The sequence below is a fragment of the Candidatus Binataceae bacterium genome (assembly GCA_035508495.1).
Taxonomy (GTDB): Bacteria; Desulfobacterota; Binatia; order Binatales; family Binataceae; genus JASHPB01.
This window is the reverse complement of record DATJMX010000045.1, coordinates 1-17032: the sequence shown is the minus strand read 5'-3', so window position 1 is coordinate 17032 and position 17032 is coordinate 1. Positions and strand designations below refer to the sequence as shown.

Annotated in this window: 14 protein-coding genes; 7 read left to right on the top strand and 7 right to left on the bottom strand. The window is 63.0% G+C overall.

All coding sequences use genetic code 11. The annotated features are described in order from the left end of the window. Positions 1-122: 122 nt before the first annotated feature. The 5 genes from VMA09_14765 (at position 123) to hisA (ending at position 4542) form a co-directional block, all read left to right on the top strand. Complete coding sequence (locus VMA09_14765) at positions 123-458, top strand: helix-turn-helix transcriptional regulator (protein HUA34868.1); 336 nt, start codon at positions 123-125, stop codon at positions 456-458. An 86-nt stretch (positions 459-544) separates the two neighbouring features. Continuing rightward, entirely contained in the window at positions 545-1801 is a 1257-nt protein-coding gene (gene murA / locus VMA09_14760) for a UDP-N-acetylglucosamine 1-carboxyvinyltransferase (GenBank protein ID HUA34867.1), read from the top strand. 11 nt (positions 1802-1812) lie between these two features. After that, on the top strand, positions 1813-3147 hold the full coding sequence (gene hisD / locus VMA09_14755; GenBank protein ID HUA34866.1) for a histidinol dehydrogenase: 1335 nt from the start codon (positions 1813-1815) through the stop codon (positions 3145-3147). Then, positions 3131-3793, top strand: coding sequence for an imidazoleglycerol-phosphate dehydratase HisB (hisB, locus tag VMA09_14750; protein ID HUA34865.1), 663 nt, complete (start codon positions 3131-3133; stop codon positions 3791-3793). Before hisD ends, hisB begins: the two co-directional genes overlap by 17 nt. A gap of 5 nt (positions 3794-3798) precedes the next feature. Continuing rightward, a complete protein-coding gene (gene hisA, locus VMA09_14745; protein ID HUA34864.1) occupies positions 3799-4542 on the top strand; it encodes a 1-(5-phosphoribosyl)-5-[(5-phosphoribosylamino)methylideneamino]imidazole-4-carboxamide isomerase in 744 nt (247 codons plus the stop codon). A 20-nt stretch (positions 4543-4562) separates the two neighbouring features. Here the strand turns inward: hisA and VMA09_14740 are convergent, their stop codons facing one another. After that, complete coding sequence (locus VMA09_14740; protein HUA34863.1) at positions 4563-5594, bottom strand: D-glycerate dehydrogenase; 1032 nt, start codon at positions 5592-5594, stop codon at positions 4563-4565. A gap of 66 nt (positions 5595-5660) precedes the next feature. Between VMA09_14740 and VMA09_14735 the strand changes: the two genes are divergently transcribed. Further along, complete coding sequence (locus VMA09_14735) at positions 5661-7832, top strand: acetate--CoA ligase family protein (protein ID HUA34862.1); 2172 nt, start codon at positions 5661-5663, stop codon at positions 7830-7832. On the opposite strand, the gene VMA09_14730 is transcribed toward VMA09_14735, so the two are convergent. Continuing rightward, entirely contained in the window at positions 7829-9190 is a 1362-nt protein-coding gene (locus VMA09_14730; protein HUA34861.1) for a hypothetical protein, read from the bottom strand. The genes VMA09_14735 and VMA09_14730 overlap by 4 nt on opposite strands. 51 nt (positions 9191-9241) lie before the next feature. Between VMA09_14730 and sppA the strand changes: the two genes are divergently transcribed. Beyond that, positions 9242-11059, top strand: coding sequence for a signal peptide peptidase SppA (gene sppA, locus VMA09_14725; GenBank protein HUA34860.1), 1818 nt, complete (start codon positions 9242-9244; stop codon positions 11057-11059). A 96-nt stretch (positions 11060-11155) separates the two neighbouring features. Here the strand turns inward: sppA and VMA09_14720 are convergent, their stop codons facing one another. The 5 genes from VMA09_14720 to VMA09_14700 form a co-directional block, all read right to left on the bottom strand. Continuing rightward, the gene (locus VMA09_14720) at positions 11156-12142 is read right to left on the bottom strand and encodes a DUF2333 family protein (GenBank protein HUA34859.1); all 987 of its coding nucleotides are present in this window, start codon (positions 12140-12142) and stop codon (positions 11156-11158) included. Between the two features lie 78 nt (positions 12143-12220). Further along, complete coding sequence (locus tag VMA09_14715) at positions 12221-13474, bottom strand: D-alanyl-D-alanine carboxypeptidase family protein (GenBank protein HUA34858.1); 1254 nt, start codon at positions 13472-13474, stop codon at positions 12221-12223. Positions 13475-13582: 108 nt separating this feature from the next. Next, positions 13583-14647: a GNAT family N-acetyltransferase gene (locus tag VMA09_14710; protein ID HUA34857.1), complete on the bottom strand. Its 1065-nt coding sequence runs from the start codon at positions 14645-14647 to the stop codon at positions 13583-13585. Between the two features lie 2 nt (positions 14648-14649). Further along, the gene (gene gspC / locus VMA09_14705) at positions 14650-15591 is read right to left on the bottom strand and encodes a type II secretion system protein GspC (protein ID HUA34856.1); all 942 of its coding nucleotides are present in this window, start codon (positions 15589-15591) and stop codon (positions 14650-14652) included. Next, on the bottom strand, positions 15592-16953 hold the full coding sequence (locus VMA09_14700; GenBank protein HUA34855.1) for a glutamate--cysteine ligase: 1362 nt from the start codon (positions 16951-16953) through the stop codon (positions 15592-15594). It abuts the gene before it with no gap. Between the last annotated feature and the right edge of the window lie 79 nt (positions 16954-17032).

The following is a 17032-nucleotide window of genomic DNA, read 5'->3' as shown; positions in this document are numbered from 1 at the left end:
CGACCATTTCCTGGCCGGAGAAACGCCGAAGAACGACATCGACTTGATTAAGCACCGTTTGAAGACCGCTGAAGCAGACTATGTAGCGAGTAGGATGACGGGTCTGAGAGGTTCGCGGGAAAATGGGTAACATAGATACGACAATAACCCGAGGTAGCGGCAACATCTTTCAAGCTCTCGGGCTAGCCAACGCGGATGTACTGCAGGTTAAGGCAGATCTCGTTCACAAGATTGCCGTCATCATAGAGAAGCGACGGCTGACTCAGGTCGAGGCGGTGCGGATCCTCGGCGTCAGCCAGCCGAAAATTTCTGCGCTACTTCACGGTCGGGTCGAAGGCTTTTCAATCGAACGGATCATGAAATATCTGGCCGCGCTCGATCATGACGTGAGTATCGTCGTGAAACCGAAGGCGCGCGTTCGTCCCAAGATTGGAATTTCCAGGAGCGCTGTAGCCTGAGACTCGGTTCGCCCGCTAGATTCATGGGGCGGTGAAATGCAGGCAGGCCGCCTGATTCGCGAGGGATACCCACTAACTTGGACAAGATGATCATTCACGGCGGGGCGCCGCTTCGCGGGACGGTGCGGATCAGCGGCAGCAAGAACGCGACGCTGCCGATCATGATGGCGTCCCTGCTCACCGCCGAGCCGCTCAAGCTGCGCAACGTGCCGCGGCTACGCGATGTCGAGACTTCGCTCGGCCTGCTTCGCGGCCTCGGCGCGTCTGCGGAGTGGACTGGCGAGCACGAGGTCACGCTCCAGGCCGCGAATATTACCTCTCACGATGCGCCCTACGAGTTGGTCAAGACGATGCGCGCGTCGTTCTGCGTGCTGGGGCCGCTACTCGCGCGGACCGGCAGAGCGCGCGTTTCGACTCCCGGAGGATGCGCGATCGGTGCGCGCCCGGTGAATCTTCATATCGCCGGGATGCGCGCGCTCGGCGCCCGTATCCAGATTCGCCACGGCTACGTCGAGGCGCACGTCGATCACAAGCTCGAAGGCGGCCGTATCTGGCTTGATAATCCCAGCGTCGGCGCGACCGAGAACATCATGATGGCGGCGGTGCTCGCCCATGGTCATACGACGATCGAGAACGCGGCCCGCGAGCCCGAAGTCCAGGAGCTCGCGCGCGCGCTGACCGCGATGGGCGCGCACATTCGCGGCTCGGGCACCCACGTCATCGAAATCGAAGGCGGACAGAAGCTTCACGGCGCCGAGCATGAGATCATCGCCGATCGAATCGAGGCCGGATCGATCATGGCCGCCGCCGCGATCACCGGCGGCGAGGTCGAAATCCCCAACGCGCCCACCCACCAGCTCGAAGCCGTGATCGTCAAGCTGCGCGAGGCCGGCGTTTATGTGCAGGCCAACGGCGATGGCGTCATGGTTGCCCGCGAGGGAAAGATCAAGCCCGTCGAATTGCGCACGCTCCCGTATCCGGGGTTTCCTACCGATCTGCAGGCGCAGATGATGGCCGTGCTGACGCAGGCGCACGGCACCTCGGTCATCACCGAAACGATTTTCGAAAACCGATTCATGCACGCGCTCGAGCTGATGCGGATGGGCGCCGATATCCTGATGAAAGGCCCGACCGCCGTCGTGCGCGGACCGGCGAAGCTGCTCGGCGCGCCCGTGATGGCGACCGACCTGCGCGCCAGCATGAGTCTTATCGTCGCGGCGCTCGGCGCCGAAAATACCACCGAAATCAGCAGGGTTTATCATCTCGATCGCGGCTACGAGGCGCTTGACAAAAAGCTAGCGGCGCTTGGAGCGCAGATCGAACGGGTCAAGGAAGAAGTATGAAGGTTCGTGTGTTGAAGTCCCGGACCGCCGAACTCAAGCGGTTTTTGCAAACGCTTGCCGAACGGCGGTCGGGCACCGGCGCAGGAGTGGACAGCGCCGTCGTCCGAATTATCGATGAAGTCCGCAAGCACGGCGATCGTGCTTTGATCGACCTCACTTACGAGCTCGACGGTGTGAAGCTCACGCGCGAGACGATGCGCGCGGCGCCGGTCGAGATGCGCTCCGCGCTCAACCACCTGCCTCTCGCCGATCGCCATGCGCTCGAGCTCGCGGCCAGGCGCATCGCCGAGTTTCATCGCCGCACGATGGAGAAATCGTTCGTCTATCGCGATCGCAGCGGCATGCGCCTCGGGCAGATCGTACAGCCGCTGCGCCGGGTTGGAATCTACGTCCCCGGCGGTCTCGGCGCGTATCCCTCGACGGTGCTGATGAATGCGATTCCGGCCAAGGTCGCGGGCGTCGCCGAAGTCGTGATGGTGTCGCCGCCGTCGAAGGACGGCGACCGCCAGTCCGTGATGGCGGCCGCCGCGATCGCCGGCGTCGACGAGTTCTACCGCGTCGGCGGTGCGCATGCGATCGCGGCGCTCGCCTATGGCACGGATTCGATTCGCCCGGTGGACAAGATCGTCGGCCCTGGCAACTCATACGTGCAGGCTGCCAAACGCATGGTCTATGGCGTTACCGATATCGACAAGATGGCGGGGCCGAGCGAGGTCGTCGTGATTGCCGATGACAGCGCGCATCCGGACTGGGTCGCCGCCGATCTCATCGCGCAGGCTGAGCATGGCTCCGGCGACGAATCAGCCGTGCTGCTGACACCGTCCGAATCGTTCGCCAAGGCGGTTGCGGATTCGATCGAAAAGGCGCTCAAGGATCTGCCGCGCGCGCACGCGGTCGAGACCGTGCTCGCAAAACGTGGCGCGATGATCGTGGTCGGCGACCTGACCGAGGCATTCGATATCGCTAACGATATTGCGCCCGAGCACCTCGAGCTCGAGGTCCGCAACGCCTCGCGATGGCTGCCGCGGGTGAAGGCTGCGGGCGCGGTTTTTCTCGGTGCGATGACGCCTGCGCCCCTCGGCGACTACGTCGCAGGGCCCAATCACGTGCTCCCGACCGGCGGCGCGGCGCGCTTTGCCTCGCCCCTGGGTGCATACGATTTTCTCAAGCGAACCAGTATAATCGAGGCTTCGCAGGGCGCGCTCGTGGAACTCGCCCCCGCCGTGGCGCATCTGGCCCGGATGGAGGGATTTGAGGGCCACGCGCGTGCGATGGAGTTGCGCAACGGCGGCAGCCCTCGCAAACCGGCGCGCGCGAAGCGGAGCGCACATGCAAAGCAGGCGTAAAACCCAACTGGCGCGGACCAACGGCAAGTCCGCGGTGCCCGTCGCGACCGACGGACCGCGCCGCGCCGCCGATGTCGAGCGCAAGACGCGTGAGACCGCGGTTGCGATCTCGCTCAAGCTCGATGGCGGCGGCCGCGGCGAGATCGAGACCGGCGTGCCGTTTCTCGATCACATGCTCGAAAGTTTCGCGCGCCACGGCTTCTTCGACCTCAAGATCGCGGCGCGCGGCGATACTCATATCGACGAGCATCACACGGTCGAAGACGTCGGCATCGTGCTCGGCCGCGCATTTAAGCAGGCACTCGGCGATCGCTCGGGCATTCGGCGCTTCGGCGAGGCGACGGTGCCGCTCGACGAGGCCGTGTGCACGGCAATCGTCGATATCAGCGGGCGCTCGTATCTTGGCTACGAGGTTCCGATCAAGCAGGATCGCGTCGGTAACTTTCAGACTGAGCTGGTGCACGATTTCATGAAGGCGATGGCCGACGAGGTCGGCATGAACCTGCACCTGAGGCTCCAGAGCGGGCGCAACCCGCATCATATAGTGGAGGCCACCTTCAAAGCCTTCGCCCGCGCGATGGACTCTGCCACCCAGGTCGAGCCGCGCCTTGGCGGCGTGCTGTCGACCAAGGGCACGCTCTCCTGACGCAATTGTTCGAGCGCTTCACCGTTATCCCGGCGATCGATCTCAAGGGCGGGCAGGTCGTGCGCCTGCTGCGCGGCGAGATGAGCCACGCGACGATCTATGGCAGCGATCCGGCCGAAGTCGCGCGCGGCTTCGAAAGCGCTGGCGCAGAGCTGATTCATATCGTCGACCTCGACGGCGCAGTCGCCGGCGAACCGCGCAATACGGCCGCGATTCGCGCCATTCGCGCGGCGGTGAAGTGCGCAATCGACGTGAGCGGCGGCCTCAGAACGATCGAAGCTGTACGCTCCGCGTTTCAGACCGGCGCCGATCGCATTTCAATCGGCTCAGCGGCATTTCTCGATCCTCAACTACTCAGCGATGCCTGCAACGAATTTCCCGGACGCGTATTCGGCTCGGTCGATGCGCGCGACGGCAGGCTCGCGATCAAAGGATGGGTCGAGACGAGTCAACTGACAGTCAACGACGCGATCGGACGGTTCAAAGCCGCCGGTGTTGCAGCCGTCACCGTCACCGACATCGCCCGCGACGGCACCCAGCAAGGCGTCGACGCAATCCGGATGGCCGAAATCGCAAAGTCCTCGGGCCTCGCGGTGATAGCCTCCGGCGGCGTATCGACCCTCGACGACATCGCAACGCTGTCACAAGAATTCACGCATGGCGTGGTAGGCGTAATCGTCGGCCGCGCCCTCTACGAAAATAAGTTCACCCTGCCACAAGCGATCGCGGCGGCACTTCTGAAAAAATAGTGGGGCGCGCGTCCCTGCTGCTATTTTAAGATTCTCACGCTGCGATGCGTTTTGAACGTGGACTTCACCTCCGGGTTCGCACACCACTCGGGGGCGCTGCCCTTCATCACTGCGAGGATGTTATCCACCGCCATCGCCGTCATGCGCTCGCGCGTGGCGCGGCTGGCGCTGCCGATATGCGGCGCGATCACGACGTTGGGCAGCTTGAGCAGCGGATCGCCGCGCTCGATAGGTTCGGGGTCTGTCACATCAAGGCCGGTGCCTCCGAGATGCCTCGACTTCAGCGCTGCGGTGAGCGCTTTTTGATCGACAATCGGACCGCGCGCTGTGTTGATCAGGATTGCGCCTGGTTTCATCAACGCGAACTCGTTCTTTCCGAGCAGATGCCGCGTCTCCGGCGTCAGCGGTACGTGGATCGAGACGAAGTCCGACTCCCTGAGCAATCGCGCGAGCGTTACTGGTGTGCCCGCTGGAGCTGGGCCGTTCTGCACGCGATGCGATTTGCCGCGCGGCTTGAGGTACAGAATCTTCATCCCGAATCCTTCGCCGCGCCGCGCTGTGGCCTGGCCGATCGCGCCCCATCCGATGATTCCGAGCGTCGCGCCGTGAACGTCGTTGCCGAGCAGGACTTCGGGTCCCCAGGTTTGCCACTTGCCGGCGCGAACCTCGCGATCGCCTTCGACGATTCGCCGCGCCGCCGCCATCAGCAGCCCGAAAGCGATATCGGCCGTGGCGTCGGTCAGCACCCCTGGCGTATGTCCCACCGGGATACCGCCGCGTGTCGCGGCTTCGAGGTCGATATTGTCAACGCCGACCGCGTAGTTGCTGATGACTTTCAGCTCGGGCGCAGACGCGATCGCATCTTCGTCCATCCGATCGCTGAGCATCGAGAGGATCGCATCTGCCGAGCGGAGCTTCTTCAGCAGATAGTCGCGCGGCGGCGGCAGTTCGCGATCCCAGACCTCGACGCGCGCGACCTTGCGCAGCCGCTCGATCGCGTCGCCCGGCAGATGCCGCGTTACGAAAATGTTCCATCGCGCCTTCGCCACCATCGCACGTCCTTTCGCCTCGGTCTCGGTACAAATCCACAGGGAGCTTTGCTATAGCCTTCGATCGTGTTGGATTCCAATGTTGACCAGATAATTTCGTCCGCCGCCAAAGGCGGGCGTGCGGTTCTCTCCGAAATCGACAGCAAGCGCGTGCTGGCCGCGATGGGCCTGCCCGTGATTGTGCCGGAGGCCGCGAAGACCGCCGACGATGCTGCGCACGCCGCCGCGACTATCGGCTTTCCAGTCGTGCTCAAGGTGTTGTCGCCGGACGTGAGCCATAAGAGCGATGTTGGCGGCGTCGAGCTCAACCTGCGTGACGAGAGCGAGGTCCGGGCCGCGTTCGAGCGGATCCGCGCCAATCTCGCGAATCGTTCCAAGGGCTCAGCCTTCGACGGCGTTGCCGTCATGCCGATGGCGTCGCCCGGCGTCGAGCTGCTGGCGGGTATCACGTGCGACGATCGCTTCGGCGCGTTCGTCATGGTGGGGCTCGGCGGCGTGCTCGTCGAAGTGTTGAAGGACACTGCGATTCGGCTCGCGCCGGTTACCGGTCATGAGGCGGTCGCGATGCTCAACGGGCTGCGCGGCAAGGCGATCCTGGAAGGCGTGCGCGGCGCGAAGCCTGTAGATACGCAGGCGGTTGCGAATCTCGTCGCGCGGCTGTCGGAGCTCGCCGCGGCGCATCCGGAGATCCGCGAGATGGATCTGAATCCGATCGTTGGATACTCGAACGGATACGCAATTCTCGACGCGCGAATCGCCGTCGATTTCGACGCCGCGAAGCCGAAAACCGCGGCCGATCCGAATCATGATGCGCGCGTGGAAAACCTGAAGCGCGCGTTCAGCCCGCGCGCCGTTGCCGTTATCGGCGACAAGAAGATGGGCGGGTACATGTGGCTGCGCGCGATGCGCAATCTCAAGACCAAGCTTTATTCCGTGCAGATCGATCCGAACGAAATCCCCGGCATCGAAGCGATGGGTATCGAGAACCGCAAGAGCCTGGCCGAGATCACCGAGCCGATCGACTATGCCGTCAGCGCCGTGCCGCGCCAGGTCGCGCCGCGAATTCTGAAAGACTGTATCGCCAACAACGTCGGCTCGATCGGATTCTTCACCTCGGGCTTTTCAGAAACAGCCGAGGAGCTTGGAGTCCGCCTCGAAGGCGAACTGCGCGAGCTCGCGACCGCCTCGAAGATCGCTCTTGTTGGCCCAAACTGCATGGGCCTCTACAGCCCCGCCTATGGAATGTGCAACTACCCTGAAGAATGGGTGGGCGAGGGCGGCGACGTGTGCTTCATTTCGCAGAGCGGCACGCACATGATTAACTTCGCGATCCAGGCCGCGCCGCGCGGAATTCGCGTCAACAAGGCCGCTTCGATCGGCAACGTGCTGATGCTCGAGGCGGCGGATTATATCGACCTGATGGCGGCCGATCCTGCGACAAAGGTTCTCGGCATGTATCTCGAAGGCATGCGCGACGGCCGCCGCTTCTTCGAAAGCGTGCGCCGTGCCGCCGCGAAAATTCCGGTCGTGATCTGGAAGGGCGGCGTGACCGACGCCGGAGCGCGCGCGACCTTCTCGCATACCGGCTCGCTCGCAACGACCGAAGCGACCTGGAAGGCCGTGGTGCGGCAGAGCGGCGCGGTCGAGGCGTCGAGCCTCGATGCGATGCTCGATGCAGTCGAGCTGCTCTCCAAGGGCAAGCGCCTTTCGGGCCGCAAGATGGGCCTGGTCGCGATGACAGGCGGTCAATCGGTGGTTATCACGGACACCTTTGCCACCGCCGGGCTCGACATCCCGGCGCTTTCCGATTCGTCCTACGAGGAGCTGAAAACCTTCTTCAACATCATCGGCGGCAGCTATCGCAATCCGCTCGACGCCGGCGGCACGATCGGCTCGGGAATCCACCCGGGCGGTCTCGATCGAATCCTCGCGATTCTCGGTCGCGATCCGGCGATCGACGGGATCGTTCTCGAAGTCGGCACTGGTTTCCGCGCGCAGCGATGGGCCACGCACGAGGACGAGCTCACGACGCTGCTCGATAAGCTGGCGGAGTTCGCAAAGTCATCGACCAAGCCGTTTGCGATCGTTCTGCACCCGGCTCATCTCGAAGCGATCGTGGCGCGCGCGAAAGAGCTCGCGCGCGAGCGCAATCTCGTCACCTTCGACAGCTTCGAGCGCGCCGCGGGAGCGTTCCGCGTCGCGGCGCAGGACAGCGAGAATCGCGCGCGCCTGGCCGTTTAGCGCGGCGGCAGAATAATGGTCAGCGTGCTCTTGTCCTGATCGCCATCGACGATCGCGAGCCAATGGCCGTGCGTTGACCAGCTCATGCTGGCCGTCGCGCGCCACGCTCCCTCCGCAACCATGAAGGCCGAATCGGTCTGGAGCGAGTAGGTTATGATCTTGCGAAATGGCTGCGGCGCAGCGGGGGCGAAAGTCTGGATCGCAACTGCGTCGTCGCCGTGCGAATAAGTCATCGAGCTCGCCGCGAGCATCGGCGCGACAGTCTGGAAGCCGAGTTGCTTCACCGAGATTTGAGCGTTGTCGGGATCCGACAGCGCGACTTGCGCCTGGATCGGATCGTTCGGACGGTCGGCGACCAGTTTGAAGGTCAGGTTCTGATTGCCGAGCACGATCGCTTCGCCACCGTTGGATAGCGCGCCAGCACCAGTCGAGACGCCGATCAGCTTGTCGCTGTTTTCCTCGATACTGTGGCGATAGAGCCCGTTGGTGCGCCCGGACGGATCGGGCGCGACGTAAAGAAGATTGCCTTCCTCGTCACGGTCCCAGTCGAGCACGTGGATTGGGCCGACGGTGCCGAAGCGCTCGCAGGTCTGTTTGCGCCGATCGATCAGGATCGGCGGCGCCTCGCGATCGCCTTGTCCGATCGCATAGACGCCGTGTGTGCTCCAGCTCAGCGGCGAGAGCGCGCATTTCAGATCGAGCGGTACGACGGAACCAGCGCCGGTGACAACGACAAATTGCAGCCCGTCCGACGGCTTCGGCGGCGCGTCGGCTTCCTGACCCGTGGCGGGGGGCGGAGCCGGCGTGGCACGCGCGCGCAGCGCCACCGCGATCGTCGCGTCGTTTATCCATGCGATCGTCGCTGTGTCGAAATCGCCGTCGAAGCTCGCGATCGTATTGCCGGCCCCGACGGCGATCAGATCGCGCAGGATAATGTCGAGGCGATGCGCGTCAGGCACGAAGACCGCGGTCGCAAGCTCCAAGCCGTTGGGACTCGCGCCCACATCGACGATACGTCCCTGTTCTGCGGCGCCGGGTCCGTTGTCGGTCGCGAGGATGCGCGCCGTTTTCCATTCGGTGCCCGAGTAGCCGAGTACGGCGGTATCCGAGCCGACTTTGCCGACGACGGCGATCTCCTGGCCGTTCTGCAGCCATATCGGCGGACGATTCGCTGCCGGAGCGAAGCCCGCGGGCAGCGTGATCTCGCTTATGATCTTGATGCCGTTGGTGATCGACAGGGTCGCGGTCTGGCCCGCAAATGGCGGCGGCGCCGGTGGTGGCGGCGGTTTCTTCGTGGCGCAGGAAGCAAGTCCAAGCAGGCCCAGCGAAGCAAGCAGGATCAGGAAAGACCTGTTCATCGAAACCCGGTAGTCTAGATTGAGCAACTGAAAAAGGCGACTCTTCAGCTGATGAAAAAGAAAGTTTCCAGGCGTTTGTGGATAAGCCGCGAGGTTCGCATCGGCTTCATCGTAGCGCTTTTTGCGCTCGGCGGCGTCTATGCCGTGACGCATCATGTGCGCGGATTCGGCCTCCTGCTGCTCGGCCTCGCGGCCGCGATCGCCGCAGCGCTGTGGTATTTCCTCATCCGTCCGGCGCGGATTCCGCATGGTGCCGTAGTCACGATTCGCCTCGCGGGGCCGATTCACGAGGACCCGCTGCTCACGCCGCTCGACCAGTTGCGCCGTCGCGGCCTGCTCAGCATGCGCAGCCTGCGCTACGCGCTCGAGTCGGTTGTGGCGGACGCCGGGGTGAAGGGCATCATCGTCGAGATCGCCGGACCCGAGGCCGGCATCGCGACGTGCCACGAGATCCAGCGCCTGCTGCGCGCGGCTCATCTGCGCGGCAAGCGCGTTGTGGCGCTGCTCTCGGGCGATTCCGCAGGTGTGCGTGATTTGCTGATCGCGTCGGGTGCGAGCGAGGTGGTGGCGAATCCCGACACGATGCTGGAGCTGCTTGGCGTTGCCGCGGGCGGCGTGTTCCTGAAGTCGGGGCTCGAAAAGCTAGGCGTCCACGCGCAAACCTTGCAGTGGAAGGAATACAAAGGCGCGGCCGAGACCTTCAGCCGCGACACGATGTCGCCGGCGCTGCGCGAAAGCCTCGACGCAATCGTCGCCGACGCGCGAAAGGTGCTCACCGGCGCGATCGCCGAGGCGCGCAAACTGCCGGCCGCAAGGGTAGATGAATTGCTCAGCGCAGGATTCGTCACCGTGCCCGAGCTGGTCGAGGCCGGGCTCGTCGATCGTGCCGGGTATCGGGAAGAGATTCGGGACAGCTTCGACGAGTCCATCGAGAGCAAGATCTTCGTCAGTTTCCATCGCTACCTGCGTCATGCGATCCATGTGCGCGAGCGTGGGCGGCGCCCCAAGATCGCTATCGTCAGCGCCAGCGGCCCGGTGATCGCGGGCGAAGCGCCGGCGACGGGCGAATACATCAGCGCTCCCGCGATCGCGGCGGAATTCGATCGCGCGTCGCGCGACGAGCAGGTGAACGCGATCGTCTTCCGCGTCAACTCTCCCGGCGGTTCGGCCGTTGGATCCGACATCGTTTGGCGGGCGGTGCGACAGGCGCAGGGTCGTGGCAAGCCTGTGATCGTGTCGATGGGTGACGTCGCAGGGTCGGGCGGCTACTACATCGCGGCGGGCGCCGACGCGATCGTCGCCGAGCCAGCGACGATCACGGGTTCGATCGGCGTGGTGTGGACCAAGTTCAGTCTTGCCAATCTGCTCGAGCGCGCGGGAGTGCATTTTGATTTCGCCAAGTCATCGGACAATGCGGATGCGAACTCGATATCGCGCGCTATGACCGAGCCTGAGATCGCGCAGCTCGATCGTGCGATCGGCAGCCTCTACGGCAACTTCGTTTCGCGCGTGTCGGAGGGGCGCAAGCTGAGTTTCGAGCAGGCCGAAGCGCTCGCACATGGACGCGTATGGAGCGGTGTCGCGGCCAAAGAGCGCGGCCTCGTCGATGAGACCGGCGGATTCGAGCGCGCCGTCGAGATCGCGCGCGAGCGTGCGGGAATCGAACGCAAACAGGAAATCGAGTTGGTGGATTATCGCGCGGAGCGGCAGATCTTCGGCTTCAGGCTCGCGATGGGCTCCGAGGCGATGCCGCCAATGATCGAGCTCGTAGCGCATACGCTAGGCCTCCCCGCGCGCTGGGCCCCCGCAACGCTGGCGATCCTGGCGCGAGGCGGCGTCATGCTTCTCTGCCCGTTTTTGGGTCTTTGAAATTACTGCTCGTGAAAGTCTAATTACCCTCCCTGGCTTTTGATCCCCTCTCCCTGACCAGGGAGAGGGATTTCGGAAAGGGAGTGGACAGAAAGTTTACAGCGGCGAGCGTTGGAGCTCTTCGCGGATTGAGTACATCTTCTGGCGGGCTTCGTTGATGTAGGCGTCGAGGTTGTGGCGATGGTTGGCGAAGATGCTGTTGGGGCCGCCGTTCATGACGATCAGCGGCTTCATCACTGCGGCCTGGCCAAGCGCGTCGATCGTGTCGTCGAAGAGCGTCTTCAGGACCGGATCGTCCTTGAGCACCGACGAATATTCGCGCCGCAGCGCCAGCATCGAGTAGTAGATCACGTGGGCATAGCCCTGCGCATGGTAGAAGTAGTGATCGCAATCCCAGCTCCGGACCGGAGAGCCGTCGTCCTTCTTCGTGCGATACAGATTGGCGTGCGCGTCGCCGAGTAAATCCGTCCAGGTCTGGATCAAACGAATCAGCTCGACCGTTCGGATGTTCAGCTCGCGCGAAGTTGGCGGATTCGTATGCAGTCCCTGCACATAGGCGCGCAGGTGATCGATTCCGTCCTGATACTTCGATTCGGCCGACGGCAGTATCCATTTCTCGGGATCGTTGCGGAAATCCGTGTCGGCAATAACGAGGTTCGGATCGTACTGATTAGACGAGACCTTGGTCAGGTGATCCTTGAACACGCGCACCGTCTCGCGCATCGCCATGATGATTCCCATCTGGCGATCGGAGTTGTTATCGGCCGCGACCTTCGGACCCCATAGAAAGAAATCGTTCGGACGCCATCCGAAGCCCGTGTGCAGCTCGTGATTCATGATCGCGGCGAGTGTCGATCCGAAGATCTCGCCCGGCACCGTCGGCTCGTCGGGCGGGAACTGCTGCTCGATGTCGTAGTTGAGTTGGTCGTGGCGCTTCTGTCCGAAGTGCAATGCCAGGTTGCCGGCGACCCAGATCAGAAAAACACCGACGACAACCGCGATAAACTTGTTGCGGCGTGCGTGCCACGGATGGGCGACAGCGGGAGCGGCTGCGGCGGGCGAGGGCGTGGTCTCGGTCGTCATGGGTGCGGAATCCGCAGCCGAAAACTATCACGCAGCGCAGCGGCGCGTAATGCCGCCGCCACGCTGCATCGATGCGTTCTAGAACTTGCTCAGTAAGCGGCCCACCAGCGACGATTTTTGCTCCGCGATGTCTGATGGCGCGAGCAGCGCGATCGTGGTCACGGGCTTACCGTTCTCGAGCAGGTCGGCAGAACCCACCTGCTGCCCGGCCTTGATTGGCGCGCTGATTGTCGCCGGCAGCTTGTAGTCAACTTTGATCGTATCGTTCGCCTCGCCGCGCTTCACGAAGAACGCCGCGTCGCCGCCCCACACCGGTTTGAAGCTCGGTACCGCGCCGTTCGAGATCGCGACGGTCTGACTCGCCGGCTGACCTTTGGTTGCGACCGCGTGCATGTCGTAGTTGAGGAAGCCCTGCGACATCAGCTCCGACGCCATCTTGAAGTTGGTCAGCTTGTGCGTCGTGCCGAGCACGACCGCTATAAGCCGCATGTCGCCGCGCTTCGCCGTGGCGACGACGTTGAATCCCGCCTTGTCGTAGAAGCCAGTCTTGAGCCCGTCGCATCCCTGGTACGTGCGCACCATGTGATTGGTGTTGCGCAGCACGAAGGTGCCGTTGCGGAACGGCGCCGTATCGATCGCCGACCATTTCAGGATTTGCGGATACCTGATGAGCGCACGCGCGAGCAGCGCCTGATCGTAGGCGCTGGCAACGTCGGGCTGCTCACCCGCTCCGGGCGGCAATCCATGCACGGAGTAGTAGTGAGAATCTTTCATGCCGAGCTCGGCGGCTTTCTGATTCATCAACTGCACAAAAGCGTCCGTCGATCCCGCGATATACTCCGCCACCGCGACCGATGCGTCGTTGGCTGAGTGCACGATGACCGCCTTCATCATGTCGTCGAGGGAGAAGACCTCGCCCTCTTTGAGATAGACCTGCGAGCCGCCCATCTCGGCCGCCTTGCGCGACGTGGTGATCTGGTCGGTGAGTTTGAGGCTGCCGTCATCGAGCTTCTGCGCGACGATGTACATCAGCATCATCTTGGCGAGCGACGCAGTAGGCCACGGCTTGTGGTCGTCAGCATCGAAGATGACGGTGCCGGTGACAGGCTCCATCACGCACGCCTCGGCGTACTGCACATTCTGTTTCGATGCGGCTGATTCCGCGGACTCTTCTTCCGAAGAAGCGGCTTTCGCGGCGGCATGACGATGCCGCGCGGCTTCGGCTTTGCCTGTTGTCAGCGCGGCGAGAATCGAGACGGTAATGAGTGCAATGACGGCGCGGAACGCAACGCCATGGCGGACTTCACCCCGGCGCCCGAGCATGAATTCCATCGGACCACCTCCAACACAACGACCTCGCGATCCACGATCCGCCAACTTTCAGTGCTGGGCAAGTATTTATCGGAAGTAATGCGAACAGATGCGCGCGCGGCTTGTTATTTAGAAGCGATCGGAAGTCCAGAACAACGATTCGTCGCTTTCGAAAATTCTGAATGCGCGCGCCGTGGCTTCGCTCGCGGGCCAGTTCATGCGCTTCGCGAGCGCATCGCCATTGAGGATCCGCCACATGTAAAAGTTGTCTGGATGATGCATCACTGGGCATCCCGCGGCGGCGAACTTCGCTTCGAGCGAGCGATCGTGAGCGGTATGGCTGATAAGCAGACCGGGCGCGGCGTCGGGTCGCGAGGGACGAAGCAGGTTGGAGCGATCGTGATTGCCCTCGAGCGCGAACGACGACGGCTTGCCGCTCGCGACTTCACCGAGATGACGAAACAGTGCCAGCACATTCTCTTCGCCGCCAGGTTGATAGGCGTATTCCATCACCATCGCGACGCCGTGGAACTGCGCGACGCGCGCGTAGGCGGCAACGTCGCCGCCGCGGCGGCATAGCACGAAATATTCGTCGGAGCCGCCGCCGGGATGCTGCGGCTGATTGCCCGCGAAGGTCAGGTTGCCGCGCCACGCATTGTCATCGCGAACAGCAGTCACGTTGAAGCGGCCGGTGTATTCGCGATGAAGTTGCGCGACCGCCGCGAGATCGCGAGTTTGATCGAACGTTTCGATTTCGAGGTTTGTCGGCACCCGCAGCACCGAGGGCATCGGAATCACGCTGAACTTGCGGCTCACCTCGCGCCATTCGAACTGGTTGTAGAATGTCAGCCGTTCCGCGAACAGCAGCGATACTTCGAAGCCCGCGCGCGTCATCGTTTCGATCGCGAGACGCATCAGGCCCGACGCAACGCCTTTGTGCCGATAATCATCGAGCGTGAATACGGAGCCGATGCCGCCCATCGGCACGCGGAGGCCGGCGAAGTTGATCGCGCGATCGAAAACCTGCACGGTCGCGACGATTCGCCCATCGTCCAGCGCGACCAGACACAGCTCATCGCGAAACGTCGGATCGTTTTCGTTATAGCGGGCGAAGAAGGCGCGGTCGTTGTACCAGAGCGCGAGCAGGTCGAGGACTTCGCCGCGCTCGCTGTGGCGCGCCGCGCGAAACTCCATGCTCAATGGATACCAAGGTGGAACTGCATCGGCTGCCCGTCGCGCATCACCGTGATATCGACTGACGGCCGCTGCGACATCTGCGAGAGCATCCCGACCGCCTGGAGCGGATTGTTGACAGCTTGGCCGTTGATGCCGGTCAGCACGTCGCCGTCCTGCAGGCCGATTTGCTCGAATACTGAGCCCGGCGTGATCTCCGACAGGGTGAAGCCGTTCGTCGTGCCATTCTGGATATTGGGCACCGCGCGAATCTGCGTCATCAATGAGGCAGGATTCGCCACCGTCTTCATCAGGTCCTGGCGGTCGACCTCGAAGCTCGAGGGTCCGGTGCGCTCAAGGTTGAGGCTCTCCTGAGGTGCGGAATCAGATTCTGCGCCCGGCTCCTGTCGTCTGAAGCGGCGAAAGCGATTGTTGAAGCCGCGGCCGAAGCGCGGCGCGTTGATATCCGCGGGATTCGGCACGTTCTCGACCGCCGGAAAATCGTCCTTCGGCATCTCGAGCGCGACGCGTTGGCCATTGTGCTCGATAATCGCGCGGTTGGTTTCGATCGCGACCAGCCGGCCCGCATCGGGAATATCGTCGCCCAGTCGATAGAGCGACTGCTCGCCGGTTTGATCCTCGATAATCGCGTAGGGCTTCTTGCGTGAGAGCGTCGAGGTGCCGAGCAGCTTGATATGCAGATCCTGGGCCACGACCGGTGATGGAGCGGCAGTCTGGGGGACCAGGTTGAAGATGTCGCGCTTGACGATTACGTCGTAAGCGGCCAGGGAACGATCGCTCATCGCCTCATGCGTCGCGGCAAACGGCGCCGGAGCTTCAGCGGGCGTGGCGTGCAGCGTGCGCGCGATGATGTCCTCGGCCGAGAGTGCGGCGAAGTACGCGATTGCCGCGATCAGCAGCGCGTTCAGCGCGCGGACGTGCCATTCTGTGAAACGCAGTTCCATTCATTTGGCGGCGGCGTCGTAGGCGCGCTCCTGAATCAGCCGCTTAATCTCGTAGTTCCAGCTCCCCTTCCATCGCTCGATCGCAAGCGTCGCCTGGTTGTGGCCGTTGCGCACCAGGTCCATCAATTCGAGCAGATAGATGCTCTCATCCTGACCGCGATCGTTCAATGCTTTGTGGCGTTCGAGACCGCGCGCCGCGATCGTCATCAGCTCCGCGCCAAGCTCACGGAAAGTTATCCGCCCCGCGCGCGTTGCCAGGCCAATCTTATGCGCCGAATCGGTAAGCTGCAGCCGCTCGCTGAAGCTCCAACGCTTGACGAGATCCCACGCCGCATCGAGACAGTCGCTCTCGTAGAGAATCCCCTTGAGCAGCGCGGGCAGCGCCACCATCATCTGAGGCGGCTGGCTGTCGGCAGTGCGAACCTCGATATACTTCTTGAGGCGGACTTCGGTGAAGATCGTCGTCAGATGGTTGGCCCAGTCTTCGAGAGTCGCGCGCTCGCGGCCCAAGCCATCCTTCATATATTTGCGGAAAGTGATGCCGGGCGGCTGGGTCAAATTTATGTACTCATGATTGCGGATGATGAAGTACATCGGCACATCGAGCGCATACTCGGCGTAGTCCTGGAACGAGGCGTCGTCGCGTAGCGCAAATTCGAGTGTGCCGCTGCGATCGTTGTCGGTGTCGCTCCAGATGTGGCCGCGAAAGCTCTGGTAGCCATTGAGGCCGCCGTCGCATAGCGGAGAGTTAGCGAAGATCGCGTAGAGCAGCGGTACGATTCCCATGCTGACGCGCAGTTTGCGCATCGCATCGGCCTCGTCGGCGTAGTCGAGGTTGGCCTGCACGCCGGCGGTCTGCTTCATCATCCGCTGGCCGAGCGTCCCCTTGCGCGCCATGTACGGATACATGATGTGGTAACGGGCCTTGGGCAGAAGCTCGATCTCGTCGATGCGGCTGATGGGCTGCATCCCGAGCGACAGGATCGAGGCGTCAACCGAATTGCTAACCTCGACCAGTTGGTCAACGTGAGTCGAAAACTCCTCGTGAGCACAGTGGATCGTCGGACACTGCTCGCCCGAGAGCTCGATCTGCCCGCCCGGCTCGATCGTTATCGAGGCACGCTCGCCGCGCAGGGCGAGAATCCGTCCGTGCTCTTCTTCAGGCTCCCATCCGAAGAGATCGGTCATCCGGCGCAGGATTTCCTCAACGCCGTTCGGGCCTGAAAAGGGCAGGGCGCGGCCGTCGCTTCTGCGCACCGCGACCTTCTCGTACTCGGAGCCGACGCGCCACTGCTCGCGCGGCTTCGCGCCGCTCTGAAAGTAGCCAATCAGGTCATCTTTTTTTTCAACCAGTTCAGTCATGCACGGCTCCATCAAGGGGCCCGCCCGCCAAGCGCGCCTATAATGGCTTCGCCGAATGTACGAGGCAAGCAGCGCTCGT

Excerpts from the sequence above, each read along its gene's own strand:
- murA (HUA34867.1), top strand. The coding sequence starts at position 545 with ATGATCATTCACGGCGGGGCGCCGCTTCGCGGGACGGTGCGGATCAGC.
- VMA09_14710 (HUA34857.1), bottom strand. The coding sequence starts at position 14,647 with ATGGAGTTTCGCGCGGCGCGCCACAGCGAGCGCGGCGAAGTCCTCGAC.
- VMA09_14700 (HUA34855.1), bottom strand. The coding sequence starts at position 16,953 with ATGACTGAACTGGTTGAAAAAAAAGATGACCTGATTGGCTACTTTCAG.
- VMA09_14730 (HUA34861.1), bottom strand. The coding sequence starts at position 9,190 with ATGAACAGGTCTTTCCTGATCCTGCTTGCTTCGCTGGGCCTGCTTGGA.
- hisB (HUA34865.1), top strand. The coding sequence starts at position 3,131 with ATGCAAAGCAGGCGTAAAACCCAACTGGCGCGGACCAACGGCAAGTCC.
- VMA09_14740 (HUA34863.1), bottom strand. The coding sequence starts at position 5,594 with ATGGTGGCGAAGGCGCGATGGAACATTTTCGTAACGCGGCATCTGCCG.
- VMA09_14720 (HUA34859.1), bottom strand. The coding sequence starts at position 12,142 with ATGACGACCGAGACCACGCCCTCGCCCGCCGCAGCCGCTCCCGCTGTC.
- sppA (HUA34860.1), top strand. The coding sequence starts at position 9,242 with ATGAAAAAGAAAGTTTCCAGGCGTTTGTGGATAAGCCGCGAGGTTCGC.
- gspC (HUA34856.1), bottom strand. The coding sequence starts at position 15,591 with ATGGAACTGCGTTTCACAGAATGGCACGTCCGCGCGCTGAACGCGCTG.
- VMA09_14715 (HUA34858.1), bottom strand. The coding sequence starts at position 13,474 with ATGGAATTCATGCTCGGGCGCCGGGGTGAAGTCCGCCATGGCGTTGCG.
- VMA09_14765 (HUA34868.1), top strand. The coding sequence starts at position 123 with ATGGGTAACATAGATACGACAATAACCCGAGGTAGCGGCAACATCTTT.